We start from the raw sequence: 19,672 nt of genomic DNA, 5'->3' as shown, positions 1-19,672 counted from the left end.
CCGGGCGCGGGTTCAGACGCCGCGCGTCGGAATGCGGTTTTCCAGAAGCTTGAAGGCATAAACCAGCATGCCGGTGAGGCAGAGATAGATCAGCGCCAGCAGCAGCAGCGGCTCATAGGTCAAAAACGTTTCCTGGCGCACGCGCGAGATGATGGCGTAGACATCGACCACGGTCACGGTTGCCACGAGAGGCGTCGATTTCAGCTGCAGTACCGTCTCGCCGGTCAAGGTCGGCAGCGCGCGGTGGATGGCGCGGGGAAGCCAGATGCGGCGAAACAGCGTAAAGCGCCCCATACCATAGGCCCGCGCCGCCTCCAGTTCGCCACGGGGAACGCCGGCAAAGGCCCCGCGCATCACTTCACCCTCGTAGGCGGCAAACGAAATCATCAGTGCGGCAAAACCATAAGGCCAGGCCTGACGCAGATAAGGCCAGAGGAAGGACGAGCGGATTTCCGGATACTGCGCAAACAGTGAACCCAGCCCATAATAAAGAAGCCACAGCTGCAAGAGAAGCGGCGTGCCGCGGATCAGGGTGCAGAAGCCACGCGCCGCCCAGGCGAGCGGCTTTGGCCCGGTGACCTGCACGAGGCCGAGCGGCACGGCAAACAGGAAACCGACGATGGCGGTGGAAAACAGCATCAGCAGGGTCTGGCCGATGCCGTAGATCAGCCGTTCCTGATAACGCGGCAGCCAGTCCCAGCGCATGAACCAGGCCACGCAGAACACCAGCACGATGGCTACCGCCATCAGGAACAGGCGATGCGGCTCAAACAGGCTGCGGGCTTTTGGCGCCACATAGGTAACGACGTTCGGGGTGTCGCTCATCACGCGCCTTCCTGACGGGTCAGGCCACGGCGGGCGCGTTTTTCCAGCAACCCGATCAGCAGGTTGGAGATGAGCGTCACGGCAAGATAAAGCGCGCCGGCAGCGAGAAAGAAGGTCAGATAGGCCTTTGTGGTGCCGGCCGCCTGGCGCGTGACCAGCGTCAGTTCGGCAAAACCGACAACGGCCAGCAGAGCTGTATCCTTGGTGGCAATCATCCAGAGGTTGGAGAGACCAGGCAGCGCATAAGGCAGCATGGCCGGCAGCGTGATGCGCCGCAGCGACAGCAGCGGCGACATGCCATAGGCGCGCGCCGCCTCAAGCTGGCCGGCCGGCACGGACAGGATCGCGCCACGCAGCACTTCCGTAGAATAGGCTCCCTGCACCACGCCAATGACAAAAATACCGGCGGCAAGCCCGCTGATATCGATGGACGGCAGGCCCACAAGCGCCGTCAGCTGGTTCACCGCATCGGTGCCGGCGTAATAGAGAATGAGAATGAGCACGAGTTCCGGCACGCCGCGCACGACGGTCGTGTAGACCTCGAGAAGATCGCGCAGGATCGGGCCGCCCCACAGCTTGCCGGCAGCGCCACCGGTGCCGATGACGAGGCCGAGCAGATAACCGCCGAACGCCACCTGCAGCGAATGGAGAAGACCGGTCAGGAGCACGCCGCCCCAGCCCGGAGACCAGAGCGAAAGAAGTTTGAGAGTGGCGTCCATGAAGAGGCGCTTTCAAGGCCGGACAGGCACGCCCGGCCCGACGCCTAGAGGCGACAGGCCGGGCGGTCAGGTCTCTGGCGGCTTACTTGCCGTAGATGTCGAAGGCGAAATACTTCTTGGAAATGGTGTCGTAGGTGCCGTTCGAACGGATCGCCTTGATGGCGGCGTTAAACTTGTCCTTCAGCGCCGTGTCTTCCTTGCGAAGGCCGATGCCGATGCCGGTGCCGAGAATTTCCGGATCATCCTTCACATTGCCCTTCGATTCGCAGCAGGCCTTGCCCTGTTCGCTGTCGAGGAACGCCTGCAGCGTGATCAGGTCAGCCTGGGTGGCATCGATGCGGCCGGCAGCCAGATCCTGGTTTGCCTCGTCCTGCGTCTGGTATTCCTTGATCTCGGAAACGACAGGAGCAAAATACTTCTTGGCATAATCAGCCGAGACGGTGGACACCTGAACGCCGAGGATCTTGCCCTTCAGGCCTTCCGGCGTGGCATCGAACTTTTCGCTCTTCGGGCCGATGACGGTGGCCGGTGTGTTGTAATACTTGTCCGAGAAGGCAATCGTCTTTTCGCGTTCCGCGGTGATCGACATGGAGCCGATGATGGCGTCAATCTTCTTGGAGGTCAGCGCCGGAATGATGCCATCCCAGGCAACCGGGGTGACGACGCATTTTTCCTTGGCTTCGGCACACAGCGCCTCGATGAAGTCGATTTCCCAACCGACCCACTTGCCGCTCGCGTCCGGCGAGGAAAAGGGCGGATAGGGTTCCGCGGCAACGCCGATCTTGAGTTCCTGGGCAGAAGCCGAGCCGAATGCGGCAACGCTGACGGCGAGCGCCACTGCGGCGGACTTGAGAAGGTTCTTCATGATTTTCCCCTTTCGGTAATGTCTGTCTGTTTTTGGTTATTCTAGTGGATGGAACTGATGAACTTCTTCAGCCGCTCCGACTGCGGGTTCTCGAAGATGGCCTCCGGAGAGCCCTGCTCCTCAATATGGCCGCCATGCAGGAACACCACGTGGTTGGCCACCTGGCGGGCAAAGGCCATTTCGTGAGTGACGAGGATCATTGTGCGTTTTTCCCGCGCGAGATCGCCGATGACGGTCAACACCTCGCCGACCAGTTCCGGATCGAGCGCCGAGGTCGGCTCATCAAACAGCATAACGAGCGGCTGGATGGCAAGCGCGCGGGCAATCGCGGCGCGCTGCTGCTGGCCACCGGAAAGGAACGCCGGATAGGCATCGCGCTTCTCGTAAAGGCCAACGCGGCGCAAAAGCGTTTCGGCCGCAGCAATCGCCTCGTCGCGGGACTGGCCGAGCACATGCACGGGCACTTCGATGACATTCTGTAGAACCGTCATGTGCTGCCAGAGGTTGAAGCTCTGGAACACCATGCCGAGTTTTGTGCGGATGCGCTGCACCTGGCGGCGATTGGCAGGCATCAGCCCGCCATGGCCATCCTTCTTCATCTCGATGGTTTCGCCATGAATGGAAACCTGGCCCGCTGTCGGCAGCTCCAGCAGGTTTATGCAACGCAGGAATGTGGATTTTCCCGATCCGCTGCCGCCAATCAGGGCGATCACATCCCCCTGTTTTGCACTCAGCGATACACCCTTCAGAACCTCAAGCGGGCCAAAACGCTTGAAAAGATCCCGTACTTCAATGGCTTGCGCCGTTTCCGCCATGTTACCTTCACTGCCGGACGTTCATCGCCCGATCTCTCTACCGACTATTCCCCCAGCAGTTTTTATTGTGTGACGGTGCTGGCGCCGTTGTTTCAATCCGGAGTTTTGCACTTGTCTAAAAATTACTCAAGCGTATAATAAGGGCAACCCCCTGTTTTGATCACCAACACCATAGAGGTTTCCCATGAATGGATACGGCTGCCAGGCCATGGCAACACGGCTGTCGCGCGTGCTGATGCGCCGCCCCGGCGCAAGCCTTCTCGCCGCAGATGCCGCACAATGGCACTACGGCCCGACTTTCGATGCGGAAAAGGCGATTGCCCAGCATGGTGAGTTTGCCGAACTGGTTGCCGCCTCCGGCGCCGAAATCCTCTGGGTGGAAGATGAGGGCGATGGGCTTGCCGATTCCATGTTCACGCATGATCCCTCCCTGATGACCGACAAGGGTGCGGTGATCCTGCGCATGGGCAAGCCTTTGCGCGCAGACGAACCGGCGCTGCATGCCAAGGCCTATCGCGACGCCGGCATTCCGATCCTCGGCACCATCGAGGCGCCGGGCACGGTGGAAGGCGGCGATTGCGTATGGGTGGATGACAAGACGCTGGCCGTCGGGCGCGGCGTGCGCAGCAACCAGTCCGGCATCGAGCAGTTGTCGGCCATTCTCGGCACGATCGGCGTCACCGTTCTCGGGTACGATCTGCCGCTCTGGCAGGGCGAAGAGGCCTGCCTGCACCTCATGTCTGTCATCAGCCCGCTCACCGAAACCATGGCGCTCGTGCATGCGCCGCTGATGCCGGCCGCCTTCTACCTCATGCTGAAGGAGCGTGGCTTTACGCTTATTCACGCGCCGGAAGCCGACTTTGCCGCAAGCAATGGCCTTAACCTCAACGTGCTGCCGACAAGTCCCGGCCAGGTGATCATGGTGGAAGGTTTTCCCGCCACCAAGGCTGCCATGGAAGCACATGGCTGCACTGTCACCACGTTTGCGGCGGATGCACTCTGCATCGCCTGCGAGGGTGGCCCGACATGCCTCACCCGCCCGATCCTTCGGCAGGCGGCGTGAACAGGCGCACCTTCCATAGGGCCCCCGAGGCCGAGCGACGCGAGGATCTGATCACCGCGACACTCGATTGTATTGCCGAGCTTGGCATTCAGGGCGCCACCGTGCGCCAGATTGCCACCCGCGCCGGCGTGACCGGCGGGCTCATCCGGCATTATTTCGCGAGCAAGGACCTGATGATGCAGGAAGCCTATCGCGAGGTGATGCGCATGATGAGCGCGCCGGCCTTTGCGGCCGCCGACAGCGAGGGCACGGCGCGCGAACGCCTGATCCTCTTCATCGCCGGCAACCTGACGCCACCGGTCACGGATTCGCGTATGCTGTCGCTCTGGGCAGCCTTCATCGGCCATATTCGCGTCGAGCCGGCCTTTGCCGCCATTCACCGCGAAAATTACGTCGCCTTCCTGTCAGTGCTGCAGGATCTGCTGCAGGCCTTTTTCGAAGAACAGGGAAAGCCGCTGGCGCCGGACACCTGCCGGCACCATGCGATTGCCCTTAACGGCCTGATCGACGGCCTGTGGCTGGAGGGAACGCTGGTGTCCGACATGTTTCACGATCATGAACTCGCCGATACCGCCATCCTCTCGGTCGAGCGGCTGCTGGGCCTCAACCCCGGCGATCTCGTCGCTCCCATCCGTACCTGAACTGGAGAACTTCCGTGCGTTACGCTTCCATCACCGACCGCCTTGCCGATCTCGGTTCCGGCCGCTGGGCCCTTCATCTGCAGGCGCGCCGCATGAAGGCTGCCGGCGAACCGATCATCGAGCTTACCATCGGCGAGCCGGACCTGCCGCCGGACCCGGAGCTGCTGGCCGAGTGCGCCCGCGCCATGCATGCCGGCCGCACCCGTTATTCCAACGGCCGCGGCGAGCCGCCGGTCCTCAAGGCGCTGGTGGAAAAATATGAAAAGCGCCGCCCGGGCGTGACGGAAAAGAATTTCCTCTGTTTTCCCGGCACGCAGACCGCGCTTTATGCGGTGATGACCGGGCTGGTGGAAGCCGGCGACGGCGTGCTGGTTGGCGATCCGCTTTACGCGACCTATGAGGGCGTGATCGCCTCGACGGGTGCGCATTTCATTCCCGTGCCGCTTCGCCCGGAAAACCGTTTTCACATGCAGGCGGAAGATCTGGAGCGGGCGATCACGCCGGAAGCGCGCGTGCTGCTTTTGAACACGCCGCACAACCCGACAGGCGCCGTGCTGACGGAGGCGGAAATTGCCGCCATCGGAAAGATCTGCCGCAAGCACGATCTCTGGATCGTCTGTGACGAGGTTTATGAACAGCTGATCTTCGGCGAGGATTTTGCCTCCCCCTTCGATATGGCCGATCTTGCCGAGCGAACCATCGTCGTCTCCTCCATTTCCAAGTCGCATGCTGCACCGGGCTTTCGCAGCGGCTGGGCGGCAGGCCCGGAGGAGTTTTGCGAAAGGCTTCTGCCGGTTTCCGAAACCATGCTGTTTGGCGTGCAGCCGTTCATTTCCGACATGACGGCGCTGGCGCTTTCCAAACCCTTCGAGACCGCCGGCATCATGCGGACCAATTACGAGCGCCGCGCCAAGATCGTGCGCGATACGCTCTCCGGCAGCAATCTGTTGAAGCCGATGATGCCGGAAGGCGGCATGTTCGTGGTGGTGGATGTGACCGCAACCGGCTTGGCCGGCGCCGATTACGCGCTGGAACTGCTGCAGAGCGAAAAGGTCGCCGTCATGCCCGGCTCCTCCTTCGGCCATCAGGCGGCCGGTTTTATCCGGATTTCGCTGACGGTGCCCGATGAGGTGCTGGAAGAGGCCGTGAAGCGCATGGCAAACCTTGCCAGCCGCCTCGCCGCCCTGCCGGACGCGCAGAAAAGAGCAGACGGACGGCTCGGCGCCTGACGCGCTCCCTGTTGATCAATCGGTTCTCGCGCCCACCGCGCGAGAGCCGGTTTCCTCACACGCCGAGATAACGGTCCTGCAGATCCGGCGTCAGGCCATCCGGCCGGCCGGTCCAGACGGTTTTTCCGTTTTCCAGAACCACGCAGCGATCCGCCACCGGCAGCAGTTCCGACAGCGTCTTGTCGACCACGAGGATGGACAGGCCGTCTTCCTTCAGCGTGCGGATGGCGCGCCAGATATCCTGGCGGATAACAGGCGCCAGACCTTCGGTCGCCTCGTCGAGGATAAGAAGGCGCGGATTGGTCATCAGCGCCCGGCCGACCGCCAGCATCTGCTGCTCACCGCCGGAAAGCGAGCGCGCCATCTGTCCGTGGCGTTCTTCAAGACGGGGGAAAAGCGCGTTGACGCGTTGAAGCGTCCAGCGGCCGGGGCGTGCGGCGGCGACCAGATTTTCATGCACCGTGAGGTTTGGAAAACACCGCCGCCCCTCCGGCACAAGCCCAATGCCGAGGCGGGCGACCTTGTGCGGGGCCAAACGCTTCGTCGAGGCGCCATCAAACAGCACATGGCCTGACTTCGGCGGCATGAGGTTGCAGATCGACTTGATCGTGGTCGACTTGCCCATGCCGTTGCGCCCCATCAGCGCCACGACCTCGCCCTCGGCCATCTGGAACTCGACGCCGAACAGCGCCTGGCTTGCGCCATAGAAGGTGGCAATATCCTGGATATCGAGCAGCATCAGGCATGATCTCCGAGATAGGCCTGGCGCACGGCCGGGTCGTTGCGGATCTCGTCCACCGTGCCCGTGGCAATCACCCGGCCATAGACCAGAACCGAAATGCGGTCGGCGAGCGCAAAGACGGCATCCATGTCATGCTCCACCAGCAGGATCGGCGCTTCCTGGCGCAGCGTATCGAGAAAGCCGGTCAGCACTTTGGAGCCTTCTGGCCCCATACCGGCCATCGGCTCATCGAGCAGGAAGGCTTTGACATCGAGTGCCAGCGCAATGGCGATCTCCAGCTGGCGTTTTTCACCGTGGGAGAGTTCGGAGGCCGGAACGTTTGCGCGCCTCGCCAGCCCCACCCGTTCCAGCCTTGCCATCGCCGCATCGATGAGCGAGCGGTCGCGCATCACAGGCATGAAGAAACGGAAGCTGGACCCCTCACCTGCCTGCACCGCCAGCATGACATTGCGCAGCGCGGAAAATTCGCCGATGAGCGAGGAAATCTGGAACGTGCGCCCTAACCCCAGCCGCGCGCGTTCTGCCACGGCAAGCTGGCTGATATCGCGGCCGGCTAGCGTGATCGTGCCGGAATCCGGCCGCAGCGTGCCGCAGATCTGGTGGATCAGCGTGGATTTTCCAGCCCCGTTCGGTCCGATCAGCGCGTGGATTTCGCCGGGGTGAAGATCGATGGTCACGCCATCGGTTGCCTTCAGCGCGCCAAAGCTCTTGTGTAGATCTTGGATGGAGAGAACCGGATCAGCCATGACGCACCTTTCCGGCAAGAAGCCCGATCAGCCCGCCGCGCGCAAAGAGCACGGTGGCGAGCAGGATGAGGCCGAGGAAAAACTGCCAACGTTCGGTCAGGCCGCCCAGCAGATATTCGAAGATGACGTAGAGGGCAGCGCCCGCGACAGGCCCCATCAACCGCCCGGTGCCGCCGAGAATGATCAGCACTATGAGTTCGCCCGACATGTGCCAGGAGAGCATCGACGGGCTGACGAACCGGTTGAGATCCGCGTAGAGCGCGCCGGCCACTGCCGTCAGCATGGCGGAGAGGACGAAGGCGGTGAGCCGGATCGGCATTGGCGAAATGCCGATGGAGGCCACTCGCACATCGTTCTGGCGCACCGCCTGAAGGGCTGCCCCGAAGCGCGAGGAGCGGATCAGCGCCGAGAGGAGGATGCCCACCAGCAGCACGCCGTAGCAGATGAGGAAAAAGTTCATCGGCCGCATCGTGTTGACGCCGGGGAACTGGTTCCTGACGACGATCGACAACCCGTCCTCACCGCCATAGGCGGGCCAGGAGATGGCGAAATAATAGACCATCTGCGCAAAGGCGAGCGTGATCATGATGAAGTAGACGCCTGAGGTGCGCAGGCTGATCGCGCCGATGGCAAGGCCAAGCACGCCGGCCGTCATCATGGCGACCAGCCAGACGACGAGCATCTGCTTGGAGCCGGCAAGACCGAACAGCATCGGATCGCCGGAAAAGGCATGCGACGACAGGATGCCGGCCACATAACCGCCGACGCCGAAGAAGGCCGCATGGCCAAAGGAGACGAGACCGCCAAGGCCAAGCGCGATGTTGAGCCCGGTTGCCGCAAGCGCGAGGATGGCGATGCGGGTGGCAAGCGTGATGGTGAAGGGCTGGCCGGCTGCCTGCGCGATGAACGGCACGGCCAGAAGCGCCAAAGCCAGCACGAGGTTGAGGATGTTTTCGCGGGTCATCAGAAAAGCCCTCATGCCTGCGCCGGAAACAGGCCGCGCGGTTTGACCGCAAGGATGAGCGCCATCAGGATATAGATGAGCATGGAGGCAAGCGCGCCGCCGATGAGCCCCGCCTGCGCGGGGGGAACTATTAGCGCCAGCACCTGCGGCAGCAGCAGCCGGCCCATCGTATCGACAACACCGACCAGAAGCGCGCCGACAAGCGCACCCTTGATGGAGCCGATGCCGCCGATGACGATGACGACGAAGGCGAGGATCAGCACCGGCTCGCCCATGCCGACCTGCACCGATTGCAGCGCACCGACCATGCCGCCGGCAAGGCCCGCAAGGGCAGCGCCCAGCGCAAAGACCAGCGTGTAGAGCGTGCGGATATCGACGCCGAGGGCGGCAATCATCTCGCGGTCGCTTTCACCGGCGCGGATGCGCATGCCAAGCCGCGTCTTCGAGATGAGGCCATAAAGCCCGAAGGCGACGAGACCGCCGGCGAGAATGATCGCCAGCCGGTACAGCGGGTATTGCGCACCACCGGGCAGCGCCACGGCCCCTTCGAGCAGCGGCGGAATATCGAGATAAAGCGGGAACGAGCCGAACAGCCAGCGCGTGCCCTCGGAAAAGATCAGGATCAGCGCAAACGTCGCCAGCACCTGATCGAGATGGTCGCGATCATAAAGACGGCGGATCACGGTGACTTCGATGAGGGCGCCGGCGGCAGCCGACGCCGCAAGGCTTGCGACGAGGCCGAGCCAGAACGAGCCGGTCAGCGCCGCCACGCTTGCGCAGGCAAAGGCGCCCACCATGTAGAGCGAGCCATGGGCCAGATTGATCAGGCCCATGACGCCAAAGATCAGCGTCAGCCCGGCGGCCATGAGAAAGAGCATGACGCCGAGCTGAACCCCGTTCAGCAGCTGCTCGATGGCAAGCGCAAAAGTCACGAAGCGTCCTTACTTCTTGCAGGCCTGCGCATAGGCATCGCCGTGATCGGTGAAGATCTTCTCGATGATCTTGTTGGTGAGAACGCCGCCGTCCTTCACCACTTCCGTGACATAAATATCCTGGATCGGGTGACGGTTGGTGTTGAACTTGAATTTGCCGCGCGGCGACTGGATGTCCGCCTTTTTCAGTTCGGCGGTAAAGGCGGCCGTATCCTTGACGCTCGCCTTGGAGGCGGCAGACAGGATCAGCTGAGCCGCATCATAGGCCTGCACCGCATAGATCGACGGCAGGCGGCCGTATTCCTTTTCAAAGGCCGGCACGAACTTCTTGTTGGCCGCGTTATCCAGATCCTTCGCCCACTGGCCGGATGCCTTTGCGCCGAGGGCTGCATCGCCGATGGCCGGCAGCACATCCTGGCTGAAGGAGAAGCCGGGGCCCATGACCGGGATTTTGACGCCCGACTGCGCATATTGCTTCATGAAGGCAATGCCCATGCCGCCCGGCAGGAAGGCGAACACGCCATCGGCGCCAGACGCACGGATCTGGGCGATTTCAGCGGCATAATCCGTCTGGCCGACCTGGGTATAGACCTCGTTTGCCACGGCACCCTTGAAGTAGCGCTTGAAGCCGGTCAGCGAGTCCTTCCCGGCGGGATAGTTGGGCGCCATGATGAACATCTTCTTGTAGCCCTTGTTGGCATATTCGCCCATGGCTTCATGAAGATTGTCGTTCTGGTAGGCGGCATTGAAATAGAGCGGATCGCATTTTTCGCCGGCCAGCGCTGCCGGTGCGGCATTGGTGGAGACGTAGATCTTACCCTGAGCAACGGCGCCCGGCACGACCGCCATCAGAAGGTTCGACCAGACGATGCCGGTCAGAATATCCACCTCATCGCTCTGGATCATCTTGTCGGCGATCTGCACAGCCAGTTCCGGCTTCTGCGCATCGTCTTCGGTGATGACGGTCACGCCCTTGTTGCCGGACTGCTTGATGGCCAGCATGAAACCATCGCGCGTATCGACGCCAAGGCCCGCACCGCCGCCAGACAGTGTGGTGATGAGGCCGATCTTGACCGGTTCGGCCATGGCAAGGGTGGAGGCGCCAAGCGAAAGCGCAAGGGTGGCGGCCTTGAGGAAAGTCTTCATGTCATGCACTCCCGTTTGTGTCTGATGTCCCACTTATTCTTGTCTTTGGCGCCCCGGTTTTCCCGTGTGATCACCGTATTCCGGCGGGGACCATAACGCCCCCAGCGCAAACTTTCACAGTCGAAAGAAAACATCCACAGGATGCAGTGGCAAAACCCTGCGCACCATCACGCGGCATGCCCGGATTTCAACCGGAAACGCTGGATCTTGCCGGATTCGGTTTTCGGCAGCGCCTGCGTGAAGACGATGGAGCGCGGATATTTGTAGGGCGCGATGATTGCCTTCACATGCTCCTGCAACAGCTTGGCCAATGCATCGCAGGCCTGTCCGTGATCGGTGAGCACCACATGGGCCTCGACGATATGACCGCGGGCCTCGTCCGGCACGCCGATCACGGCGCATTCCAGCACAGCCTCATGCTTCAGCAGTGCTGCTTCCACCTCGGGGCCGGCAATGTTGTAGCCGGCGGATACGATCATGTCGTCGGAGCGGGCGGCGAAATGGAAATAACCGTCCTCGTCCTCGGAAAAGCTGTCGCCGGTCAGGTTCCAGCCGTCGCGCACGTATTCCTTCTGGCGGTCGTCGGCCATGTAGCGGCAGCCGATCGGACCCTGCACGGCAAGGCGGCCGATGGTGCCGCTCGGCACTTCGTTCATCGCCTCATCGACAACCTTGGCCCGGTAGCCTGTCAGCGGCTTGCCGGTGCAGGTGGGCTTTGCATCGCCCAGGCGGTTGGAGATGAAGATATGCAGCATTTCGGTGGCGCCGATGCCATCGAGAATGGGGATACCGGTCTTTTGCGTCCACTCGTCAAACACCGGCCCCGGCAGCGTTTCACCGGCAGAGACTGCGATGCGCAGCGAAGACAGGTCCACAGCGCCCTCACCCATCGCAGCCAGCATGGCGCGGTAGGCGGTGGGCGCGGTAAAGCAGATGGTGGCGCGATAGGTCTCGATGATCTCCATCATTTTTGGCGGCGTGGCGTGCTCCAAAAGCGTTGCCGCGGCACCGAAGCGCAGCGGGAAGATGGCAAGCCCGCCCAGCCCGAAGGTGAAGGCAAGCGGCGGCGAACCGACAAAGACATCGTCAGGCGTGACGGCAAGCACTTCTTTCGCATAGGCATCGGCAATGATCAAAAGGTCACGATGGAAATGCATCGTCGCCTTGGCAATCCCTGTCGAGCCCGACGTGAAGCCTAAAAGCGCCACGTCGTCGCGCCCGGTCTTCACCGCCTCGTAACGCACCGGCTTGTTGAGAGCTGCGCGATCCAGTTCGGCATCGTGGTTGGCGGTGCCATCAAAACCGATCACCTGGGTGAGGAACCGGCTCTCCTTGGCGACGGCGACCAGTTCATCCATCAGGCGCGTATCACACAGCGCCATCGAGATTTCCGCCTTGTCGATGGTTTTTGCCAGTTCGCCGGCACGCAGCATCGGCATGGTGTTGACGACAACGGCGCCGGCCTTGGTGGCGGCAAGCCAGCAGGCGACCATGGCCGGATTGTTGGCAGACCGGATCAGCACGCGGTTGCCGGGCTTCAGGCCATATTCTTCGGTCAACGCCCGCGCAATGCGGTTCGTCCAGTCCGACAGTTCCTTGTAGGTGCGCCGGCGACCGTTGCCGATGAGGGCGGTGTGATCGCCAAAACCTTTTTCCACCATGCGGTCGGTCAGTTCCACCGCAGCATTCAGGTATTCCGGGTAATCGAAGCCCTCGAGCAGCAGTTCCGGCCACTGATCCAGCGGCGGAAGATTGTCGCGGGCAAACGTATCCACATGGCCAGTGGGTCCCAGCATGGCTCTTGTTCCCTTCGTCTTCTAACGCCCGATGTCGGTTTCCTCTCCGGCATGGTCGTCCTTTTGAGGCTGTTTCCGCCTCTTGTGAGGGAAAGAATTGCACCGGAGGTCGCCCGTGGCAAGACAGAAATTTTAAGTTTGTAATAATTTTGAGGAGCGGCCAGCGCGCAGGCGTCTCAGGTGCGCCAATTCCTGCGGCATCAGGCTCGGGCAACGGAGGAGGCGCAGGGTGCTGGCGGGCGAGATGCTTTGCATTGGCTGCGGAATTTATCGCCAGGGTTCCCGGGGCAGATAGCAAGCGGCGCGATTTACAGTATAGCTCTGTTCCAAGGTCCGTCCGATGCCGCAACCTGCGGAGCACGGCGGCCGATCGTGCAAGATCACATGCGGAAAGCACCATGGCAGCACAGACGGATCAAAACGGTAAAGACCCATCCGACTTCGAGATCGGCAATGCCGGCTTTCGCTTCGACGCGCAGTTGCGCATGATGATGAGTGCCTTCTGGACCTCCGGCGTGCGCGTGAGGGTTCTGCTGCTGACCATCGGGCTTCTGGCCGTTATCCTGACCACGGTCTATGGGCAGTACCGGCTGAACCATTGGAACACGCCTTTTTACAACGCGCTTGAGCAGCGCGACCTGCCCGCTTTCTTCGAGCAGCTGAAAGTGTTTTTCATCATTGCCGGATCGCTTCTGGTGCTCAATGTCGTGCAGGCATTCCTGAACCAGATGACCGCGCTTTACATGCGCGAAGGTCTTTCGCGCGATCTCGTCGATCAGTGGATGAAACCACGGCGCGCGCTCAAGCTTGCCAGTTACGGCAAGATCGGCATCAACCCGGACCAGCGCCTGCATGAGGACGCACGAAACCTTGCGGAATTGACGACCTCGCTTGGCATAGGACTTGTCAATTCGACCATCCTTCTCGTCAGCTTCATTGGCGTGCTCTGGGTGATTTCCGCCGATTTCAGTTTCACCATCGACGGGCGCCAGATCGCCATTCCCGGCTACATGGTGTGGGCCGCACTGCTTTATGCGGCAACCGCCTCGCTGATCAGCAATGTGGTGGGGCGCCACCTGCCCCGCCTCAATACGGAGCGTTATTCCAAGGAAGCGGAAATGCGCTTCACGCTGATGCACACCAATGAAAACCTCATGGCCATCACGCTGACCAATGGCGAAGACAGCGAGCGCCAGCGTATCCAGCTGTCGATCGGGGCGGTTCTGGCGGTCATCCGCAAGCTTGCGCTTGCCTATACCAACCTGACCTGGGTCTCCTCCGGTTTCGGCTGGTTGACGACAATCGCACCGATCCTCATTGCAGCACCGGTCTATTTCAACGGCAGTATTTCCTTCGGCGGGCTGATGATGGCAGTCGGCGCCTTCAACCAGGTCAACACGGCCCTGCGCTGGTATGTCGACAATTTCAGGCCCATCGCCGACTGGAAGGCAGCCCTTTACCGCGTCTCGGTGTTTCGCCGCGCTCTGATCGAAGTAGACAAGGCAGAAAGCCAGAAAAAGCCGATCATACAGCCCTCCTCTACTGGCCAGATCATTCTGAAAGATGTGATACTGCAGGCCGGACCGACCGCTTCAACAACCGAACGTGGACTGCAGCTTGCCGGTGAAACCGTCATCGAGCCCGGCTCTCGGGTGATGATCAACGGTGATCCGAAGGCCAACCGCCACCTTCTCTTCCTCGCGATGGCCGGCCTTTGGCAATGGGGGGAAGGCGAAATCCGCATGCCGCCGCTCGACGACATCCTGTTCCTGTCGCAAAAAGCCTATTTTCCCGACGCCACGTTGCGCGAAGCCATGACCTATCCGAAAAAAGCTACCGACTATTCCGATGAACAAATGGTGGCGGCTCTTTCGGAGGTCGGCCTGGAGCGGCTGGCCGACAGGCTTGACGTGCGTGATCGCTGGGAGCGCGTGCTGGACGAAGAAGACCAGGCGCGGCTGAGGCTGGCCAATGCCCGGCTGATGGCGCCGAAATGGATCGTACTGGATGACGCACTGGAGCTTCTTGATGTGCCCGCACAACAGGAGCTGACCCAGCTCATGGACACATTCCACCAGACGGGCATTGTCTATATTGGGCGTTCGGAGGTGTTTTTGGCGATAAATCCGAAACTTGTACACCTTTCGGCATTGCAATCGCTTTAAATTGTAGAATATAGTCAGAAATACGATAACTATGCTTGATTATACCTCGTTTATAAATCATTAAGTATTAGCACAATACGTTTGACCCACCCATGGTCGTTCCCACGGAGCCATGATGCAACTTAACCTTGATGTGGACACCTCCGCCCTCTCGCCGCGGCATGGTCTCGCGCCGTGCGAGGGACCCAGTGCGACGATCGCCGTGCAGGGCGCTCGCACATGCGCTGCGTCGGCGGTTGCGGCCGGAACATCGATGGGACAAGAGCGGCCGAAGGCTTCCACGGCTGCGACATCGTCTGCTCCGGAGGCCCGCCTTCAGGTGTCACTGCCGTCATCCTTCAGCCCGATCGACAAGCTCACGCCACGCTCCGAGAAAGAGGCAACGATGCTGAAGGTGATGAGCGGGGACCGGGTGACGTATGCCGACGTCGATCTGGCCGAGGCCGCGATCTCGAATGCCGCAGGCTTTGCCAATGCCACACACCTTCCGCTTTTCTCAATCAACACCACCGGGGTGGTCGATTTCATCAACGACGCAGCCTTACGGCTATTTGGTTACGGTCGCGATGAGCTGATGGGCCTGCCGTCCTTGCTCCTGGTCCCGGAACGCCTGCGGGAAGAATGCCAGCACATTCTCTCAAGCATGATGAACCTTAGTCCCGGCGAGCTGAACGGCAAGGCATTCGAAATCCTGGCCTGCCATCGCGACGGGCACGAATTCCCCCTCGAGGTCGTGCTGACCGCGTGGGACACCAACGAGGGCCGGCATCTGGGTGCCGCCGTTTCCGATATATCCGAACGACACAGCCGCCAGGCGCGCCTGCTGCGTCTGGCCAATCACGACACCTTGACCGGGCTCCATAACAGCCATGGCTTTGAAGAACTGCTGCGCGAGCAGTGCGAAGACGGGAATGTCGGCGCGGTCCTCATGCTCGACATCGAGGGTCTGCGTGACATCAACGATCATCTCGGACCACAGATCCACGATACGCTCGTGCAGAGCATTGTCATCCGCACCAGCCTGCCGCTTGGCCTGGATATGGCGCTGGCGCGAATTGGCACACACCGCTTCGCCATCCTTCTGCCGCAACACGCGACCGGCGACACGGTCGATGCGTTGGCCGCGCAATTGCTGGATGCGCTGGGAACCCCGTTCATGATCAGCGGCCACCGGCTGCGGGTTATTGGCAGTGTCGGTTATGCTATTGTCGCAGATCAGGCCGACCCGGAAGAGCTTGTGGCCCAGGCCGATTTCGCCCTGTTACACGCCAAGCGCTCCGATATACATAAAGCAGTGGCTTTCGATGCCTCGCTTCAGGCCGTCGCGCAGAACCGGCGCGCTGTGCAGCGCGACCTGTTGCGGGCGCTTACCAAGCGCGAATTCGTTCTGCAATACCAGCCCCAGGTCAACCTGCGCGATGGCAGCCTTTGCGGCATGGAAGCCCTGATCCGCTGGCAACATCCCGAGCGCGGCCTGCTGCCGCCTGTCGAATTCCTGCCGATGCTGGAGCAGAGCGCCTTGAGCGTCGATGTCGGCTGGTGGGTGCTGAACGAGGCACTCCGGCAGCTGGCCGAATGGGCCGCAAGCGGCCTGCCTCTGGTCAAGATGAGCGTCAATCTCTTCCCGTCCCAGATCCGCTGCGCAAACCTTGCCACCGAAGTGGCGGAACTGCTCAAGCGCTATGACATCGCTCCCGCCATCCTCGAGCTTGAGATTACCGAGACGGCCACACTTCAGGATGGCGACCAGTCGTTCAAGGTGATCAGCGAGTTGCGTGAACTGGGCGTCGGCATTGCGTTTGACGATTTTGGCACCGGCTATGCCTCTCTCGGCACGCTGCAACGCTACCCGATCACCACGCTGAAGATCGACAAAGGGTTTGTGCGCGATCTCATCACCAAACAGCGGGATGCCGCCATCACGCGCGCCTTGATCTTACTGAGCAAGGACATCGGCGTAACCACGATTGCCGAAGGCATCGAGACGGTGGAACAGGAAATCACCCTGAAGATGATGGGATGCGATTGCGGCCAAGGCTATCTCTATGGCCGCTCCATGGCACCGTCAGACATTGCGGCCCAGCTGTCGCGCCTTTCGCCGCAAACCGCAAGGCCCGTTGCGCGGGCAAGCTGAAAGCCGCATCCGCTCCCCCACGTCGTTCAACGGCGGGGGAACCGGCTCCGGGCGATAACGGTTGCCGATAGCGCTTGAAATCAATCCAGCAACAGGCGCAACTGCACCGCAAGGTCGCGCGCCGTATAAGGCTTTTTCAGCCAGCTTCCATCGGCCGCCAGCTGCTTGCCGGCAATGTCCGGTTCGGCATAACCCGAGGTGAAGAGGATGCGGATATCCGGGCGCCGCTCGCGCACCACTTTTGCCAGCTGATCGCCCGACATGCCGGGCATGGCGATATCGGTAAACAGCAGCGCCACTTCCGGATGGGCGTCAAGAACGGCCAGCGCCTCGATGCCGTTTCCGGCCTGATGCACGGTATAGCCTGTGTTTTCCAGTCGCGCGACGGCAACCCGGCGCACGCGGGGATCATCCTCCACGACCAGAATGGTTTCGCTGCCGCCGGGAATATCCGCCAGAGCCGCCATACGCTCCTCGCCCGGTCGTAGCGCCGACGCATCGACGACGCTGGGCAGGAAAAGCCTGATGCTGGTGCCCTGGCCCTGTTCGCTGTAGATCTGGACATGTCCACCGGACTGGCGCACGAAACCATAGACCATGCTGAGGCCAAGCCCGGTTCCGGCGCCGGTCGATTTCGTGGTAAAAAACGGCTCAAAAGCGCGCTGCTTCACCTCATCGGTCATGCCGGTTCCCGTATCGGTGACGGCAACCAGAATATAATCGCCGGCGCGAACCTGCGGATACATCTGCGCATAATCCATGTCGAGATGGACGCGGCTGACCTCGATGGTGAGCTGACCGCCCCTTGGCATGGCATCGCGGGCGTTGAGCGTGAGGTTGAGCAGCGCATTCTGCAACTGCGACCCGTCGACCAGCGCCTCGTTGCCACCCCCGCGAATGGTCGTGCGCAACTCGATGCGGTCGCCGATGGTGCGGCGGATCAGCTCTGAAAAGCTGGAGACCATCTGCCCCAGATCGGTCATGCGGGGGTTGAGCGGCTGGCGCCGGCCGAAGGCCAGCAGCTGCCCCGTCAGCTTGGCGCCGTCATCGGTTGCGCCTTGCGCTTCCTTTAAAAGCGTCAGCGCCTTCGGATCCTGCAGCTTCATCTCCAGCATTTCCAGATTGCCGCTGATGATCGTCAGGAGATTGTTGAAGTCATGCGCAAGCCCGCCGGTCAGCTGGCCGATGGCTTCCATCTTCTGCGCCTGGCGCAGTTCTTCCTCGATGCGGTGGCGGCTGGTGAGATCGCGTATGAAGCCGGTAAAGATGCGCTTGCCATTGGATACCGCCTCACCAACGGCAAGCTCCATCGGAAATGTCGAGCCGTCCTTGCGAAGCCCCTTCACAACGCGGCCGATGCCGATGATGCGGCGCTGCCCGGTGGTCATGTAATGGCGGATGTAACCATCATGGCCATCCCGGTCGGGCGATGGCATGAGGATCGACACATTGCGCCCCTCCACCTCCTCTGCGTCATAACCGAACAGATCTTCCGCCGTGGAGGAAAACGAGGTGATGATGCCGGCCTCGTCAATGACGACCATGGCTTCCGGCACGGTCTGCAGGATCGAACGGAAATGCGCCTCGCGCACCGCAAGATTTTCCTGGATGGTGGCTGCGGCGCGAAAATCCTCGTTGATCTGGACGACCAGCGGGCCTTTGCCATCGGCCACATCCGCCATCACCCAGCGGCTGAGAACCGAAATCGTATGGCCGTCCTTATGGCGATATTCAAGATTGCCCTTGAAGGCACCCTCGGCGCGGATGACGGCGACAATATCGGCCAGTACAATCGGGGGTGAAGGCTGCAACAGCGCCAGTATGTCGAGCCCCTCCACCTCCTCGGCGCTCCAGCCGAACAGGCCGGAACTGCCGGCACTCCAATGGGAGATCAGCCCTTCGGCATCATGCGCGATGACATTGATCGGACCAAGAAGCGACAACAGGCTCGATACATCGAATGTCTGCCCGGCATTGACCTTCTCACCCATAGAAAACCCTAACAGTCAAAGCGATTGCACGGGGCCACGTTCAATGCGGCCAGACGGCCTGCCTGGTCTTTGCGCCACGCTCGCCGATTTCCTCATAACTATCGCCATCGCCGCACAGCGCAAGCAGTTTTCCGGGCTTGGCGATATCGAACGCGTGGCGGCCATTGGGGACGATCACACCGCGTGCAATCAGCTTGGTGATGGTGCGCGAGACGGTCTCGATGGTGAGGCCAAGATAGTCGGCCATGTCCTGCCGGCTCATCGGCAACTGTACCGTGCGGCCAAGCTGCCGGTCGCCCTGCATGCGCCGGACCGTCAGCATCAGAAAACTGCACACCCGCTCCTCGGCGCTCTTGCGCGACAGAAGCACCATCTGGTCCTGGGCGGCTGCCATTTCGTCGCACATCAGGGCAAAAAGCCGCGGGCGAAGTTCCGGAGAATACTCGACGGCATCCTGAAAAGCCTTCTTGGTGAGACGACGAACCTTGACCGGCGTGACCGCTTCGGCGCTGTAGAGATAGACATCGCGCAGTGTCAGCCCCACCATGTCGCCGGCATAAAGAAAGCCGGTAATGACACGACGCCCATCGCCTATGATCTTGAAAATCCTCAGGACACCTTCAGACACCTCGAAGATGTGCTGGGCACGATCCCCTTCCCAGAACAGGCCGGCGCCGACGTCCAACGTCTCACGCGGCACCGCGGCAAACAGTTCGTCAAGCGTCTCCAGCTGCGGTTTCATCATCGCTACGGCGGCGAAATTGGAATGTGCGTTTGAGCCCGTCGAAAGCATTGTGCGTCCCTCTGTCCTGATGGCCAAACTATGGCGGGGAGCGGTGACAGAAGGATGCCGGGCATGTTACGGTGGGTTGAAATGTGTAACAGTCTGTAACAGCGTT

At 61.3% G+C, this 19,672-nt stretch carries 17 protein-coding genes; 5 read left to right on the top strand and 12 right to left on the bottom strand.

What is annotated here, in order from left to right; all coding sequences use genetic code 11:
* Positions 1-12: 12 nt before the first annotated feature.
* The 4 genes from AC4CWF_RS03210 to AC4CWF_RS03195 form a co-directional block, all read right to left on the bottom strand.
* A complete protein-coding gene (locus AC4CWF_RS03210; RefSeq protein WP_491283692.1) occupies positions 13-825 on the bottom strand; it encodes an ABC transporter permease subunit in 813 nt (270 codons plus the stop codon).
* Positions 825-1,544, bottom strand: a complete 720-nt coding sequence (locus AC4CWF_RS03205; RefSeq protein WP_491283691.1) for an ABC transporter permease — start codon at positions 1,542-1,544, stop codon at positions 825-827. The genes AC4CWF_RS03210 and AC4CWF_RS03205 overlap by 1 nt, the downstream gene beginning before the upstream one ends.
* A gap of 82 nt (positions 1,545-1,626) precedes the next feature.
* Positions 1,627-2,409 carry a transporter substrate-binding domain-containing protein gene (locus AC4CWF_RS03200; protein WP_491283689.1) on the bottom strand — a complete coding sequence of 261 codons (783 nt, stop codon included), beginning with the start codon at positions 2,407-2,409 and terminating at the stop codon, positions 1,627-1,629.
* Positions 2,410-2,450: 41 nt separating this feature from the next.
* Complete coding sequence (locus tag AC4CWF_RS03195; RefSeq protein ID WP_491283688.1) at positions 2,451-3,224, bottom strand: ABC transporter ATP-binding protein; 774 nt, start codon at positions 3,222-3,224, stop codon at positions 2,451-2,453.
* 184 nt (positions 3,225-3,408) lie between these two features.
* On the opposite strand from AC4CWF_RS03195, the gene AC4CWF_RS03190 reads away from it, so the two are divergent.
* The 3 genes from AC4CWF_RS03190 to AC4CWF_RS03180 are packed head-to-tail and all read left to right on the top strand — an operon-like array spanning position 3,409 to position 6,157.
* Entirely contained in the window at positions 3,409-4,287 is an 879-nt protein-coding gene (locus AC4CWF_RS03190; protein WP_491283687.1) for a dimethylarginine dimethylaminohydrolase family protein, read from the top strand.
* Positions 4,284-4,928, top strand: coding sequence for a TetR family transcriptional regulator C-terminal domain-containing protein (locus tag AC4CWF_RS03185; RefSeq protein ID WP_491283686.1), 645 nt, complete (start codon positions 4,284-4,286; stop codon positions 4,926-4,928). The genes AC4CWF_RS03190 and AC4CWF_RS03185 overlap by 4 nt, the downstream gene beginning before the upstream one ends.
* Before the next feature lie 14 nt (positions 4,929-4,942).
* Entirely contained in the window at positions 4,943-6,157 is a 1,215-nt protein-coding gene (locus AC4CWF_RS03180) for a pyridoxal phosphate-dependent aminotransferase (protein ID WP_491283685.1), read from the top strand.
* 55 nt (positions 6,158-6,212) lie between these two features.
* Here the strand turns inward: AC4CWF_RS03180 and AC4CWF_RS03175 are convergent, their stop codons facing one another.
* From AC4CWF_RS03175 to AC4CWF_RS03150, 6 genes are all read right to left on the bottom strand, one after another.
* A complete protein-coding gene (locus AC4CWF_RS03175) occupies positions 6,213-6,899 on the bottom strand; it encodes an ABC transporter ATP-binding protein (RefSeq protein ID WP_491285178.1) in 687 nt (228 codons plus the stop codon).
* The gene (locus AC4CWF_RS03170) at positions 6,896-7,645 is read right to left on the bottom strand and encodes an ABC transporter ATP-binding protein (protein ID WP_491283684.1); all 750 of its coding nucleotides are present in this window, start codon (positions 7,643-7,645) and stop codon (positions 6,896-6,898) included. The genes AC4CWF_RS03175 and AC4CWF_RS03170 overlap by 4 nt, the downstream gene beginning before the upstream one ends.
* Positions 7,638-8,609: a branched-chain amino acid ABC transporter permease gene (locus tag AC4CWF_RS03165; RefSeq protein WP_491283683.1), complete on the bottom strand. Its 972-nt coding sequence runs from the start codon at positions 8,607-8,609 to the stop codon at positions 7,638-7,640. Before AC4CWF_RS03165 ends, AC4CWF_RS03170 begins: the two co-directional genes overlap by 8 nt.
* An 11-nt stretch (positions 8,610-8,620) precedes the next feature.
* On the bottom strand, positions 8,621-9,541 hold the full coding sequence (locus AC4CWF_RS03160) for a branched-chain amino acid ABC transporter permease (RefSeq protein ID WP_491283682.1): 921 nt from the start codon (positions 9,539-9,541) through the stop codon (positions 8,621-8,623).
* Between the two features lie 9 nt (positions 9,542-9,550).
* Positions 9,551-10,687, bottom strand: coding sequence for an ABC transporter substrate-binding protein (locus AC4CWF_RS03155; RefSeq protein ID WP_491283681.1), 1,137 nt, complete (start codon positions 10,685-10,687; stop codon positions 9,551-9,553).
* Positions 10,688-10,854: 167 nt separating this feature from the next.
* The gene (locus tag AC4CWF_RS03150) at positions 10,855-12,483 is read right to left on the bottom strand and encodes an AMP-binding protein (RefSeq protein WP_491283680.1); all 1,629 of its coding nucleotides are present in this window, start codon (positions 12,481-12,483) and stop codon (positions 10,855-10,857) included.
* A 398-nt stretch (positions 12,484-12,881) separates the two neighbouring features.
* Here AC4CWF_RS03150 and AC4CWF_RS03145 point away from each other — a divergent pair, with 398 nt between their 5' ends.
* Together AC4CWF_RS03145 and AC4CWF_RS03140 are read left to right on the top strand one after the other, a co-directional pair.
* Complete coding sequence (locus tag AC4CWF_RS03145) at positions 12,882-14,648, top strand: ABC transporter ATP-binding protein/permease (protein ID WP_491283679.1); 1,767 nt, start codon at positions 12,882-12,884, stop codon at positions 14,646-14,648.
* 253 nt (positions 14,649-14,901) lie between these two features.
* Positions 14,902-16,782 carry a putative bifunctional diguanylate cyclase/phosphodiesterase gene (locus tag AC4CWF_RS03140; protein WP_491283678.1) on the top strand — a complete coding sequence of 627 codons (1,881 nt, stop codon included), beginning with the start codon at positions 14,902-14,904 and terminating at the stop codon, positions 16,780-16,782.
* 80 nt (positions 16,783-16,862) lie between these two features.
* On the opposite strand, the gene AC4CWF_RS03135 is transcribed toward AC4CWF_RS03140, so the two are convergent.
* Both AC4CWF_RS03135 and AC4CWF_RS03130 read right to left on the bottom strand, forming a co-directional pair.
* Positions 16,863-18,773: a hybrid sensor histidine kinase/response regulator gene (locus tag AC4CWF_RS03135; RefSeq protein WP_491283677.1), complete on the bottom strand. Its 1,911-nt coding sequence runs from the start codon at positions 18,771-18,773 to the stop codon at positions 16,863-16,865.
* Positions 18,774-18,813: 40 nt separating this feature from the next.
* Positions 18,814-19,566, bottom strand: a complete 753-nt coding sequence (locus tag AC4CWF_RS03130; RefSeq protein WP_491283676.1) for a Crp/Fnr family transcriptional regulator — start codon at positions 19,564-19,566, stop codon at positions 18,814-18,816.
* Positions 19,567-19,672 lie beyond the last annotated feature (106 nt).

The sequence above is a fragment of the Neorhizobium sp. PAMB6630 genome (genome assembly GCF_058242775.1).
This window is presented reverse-complemented; position numbering and strand designations above follow the sequence as displayed.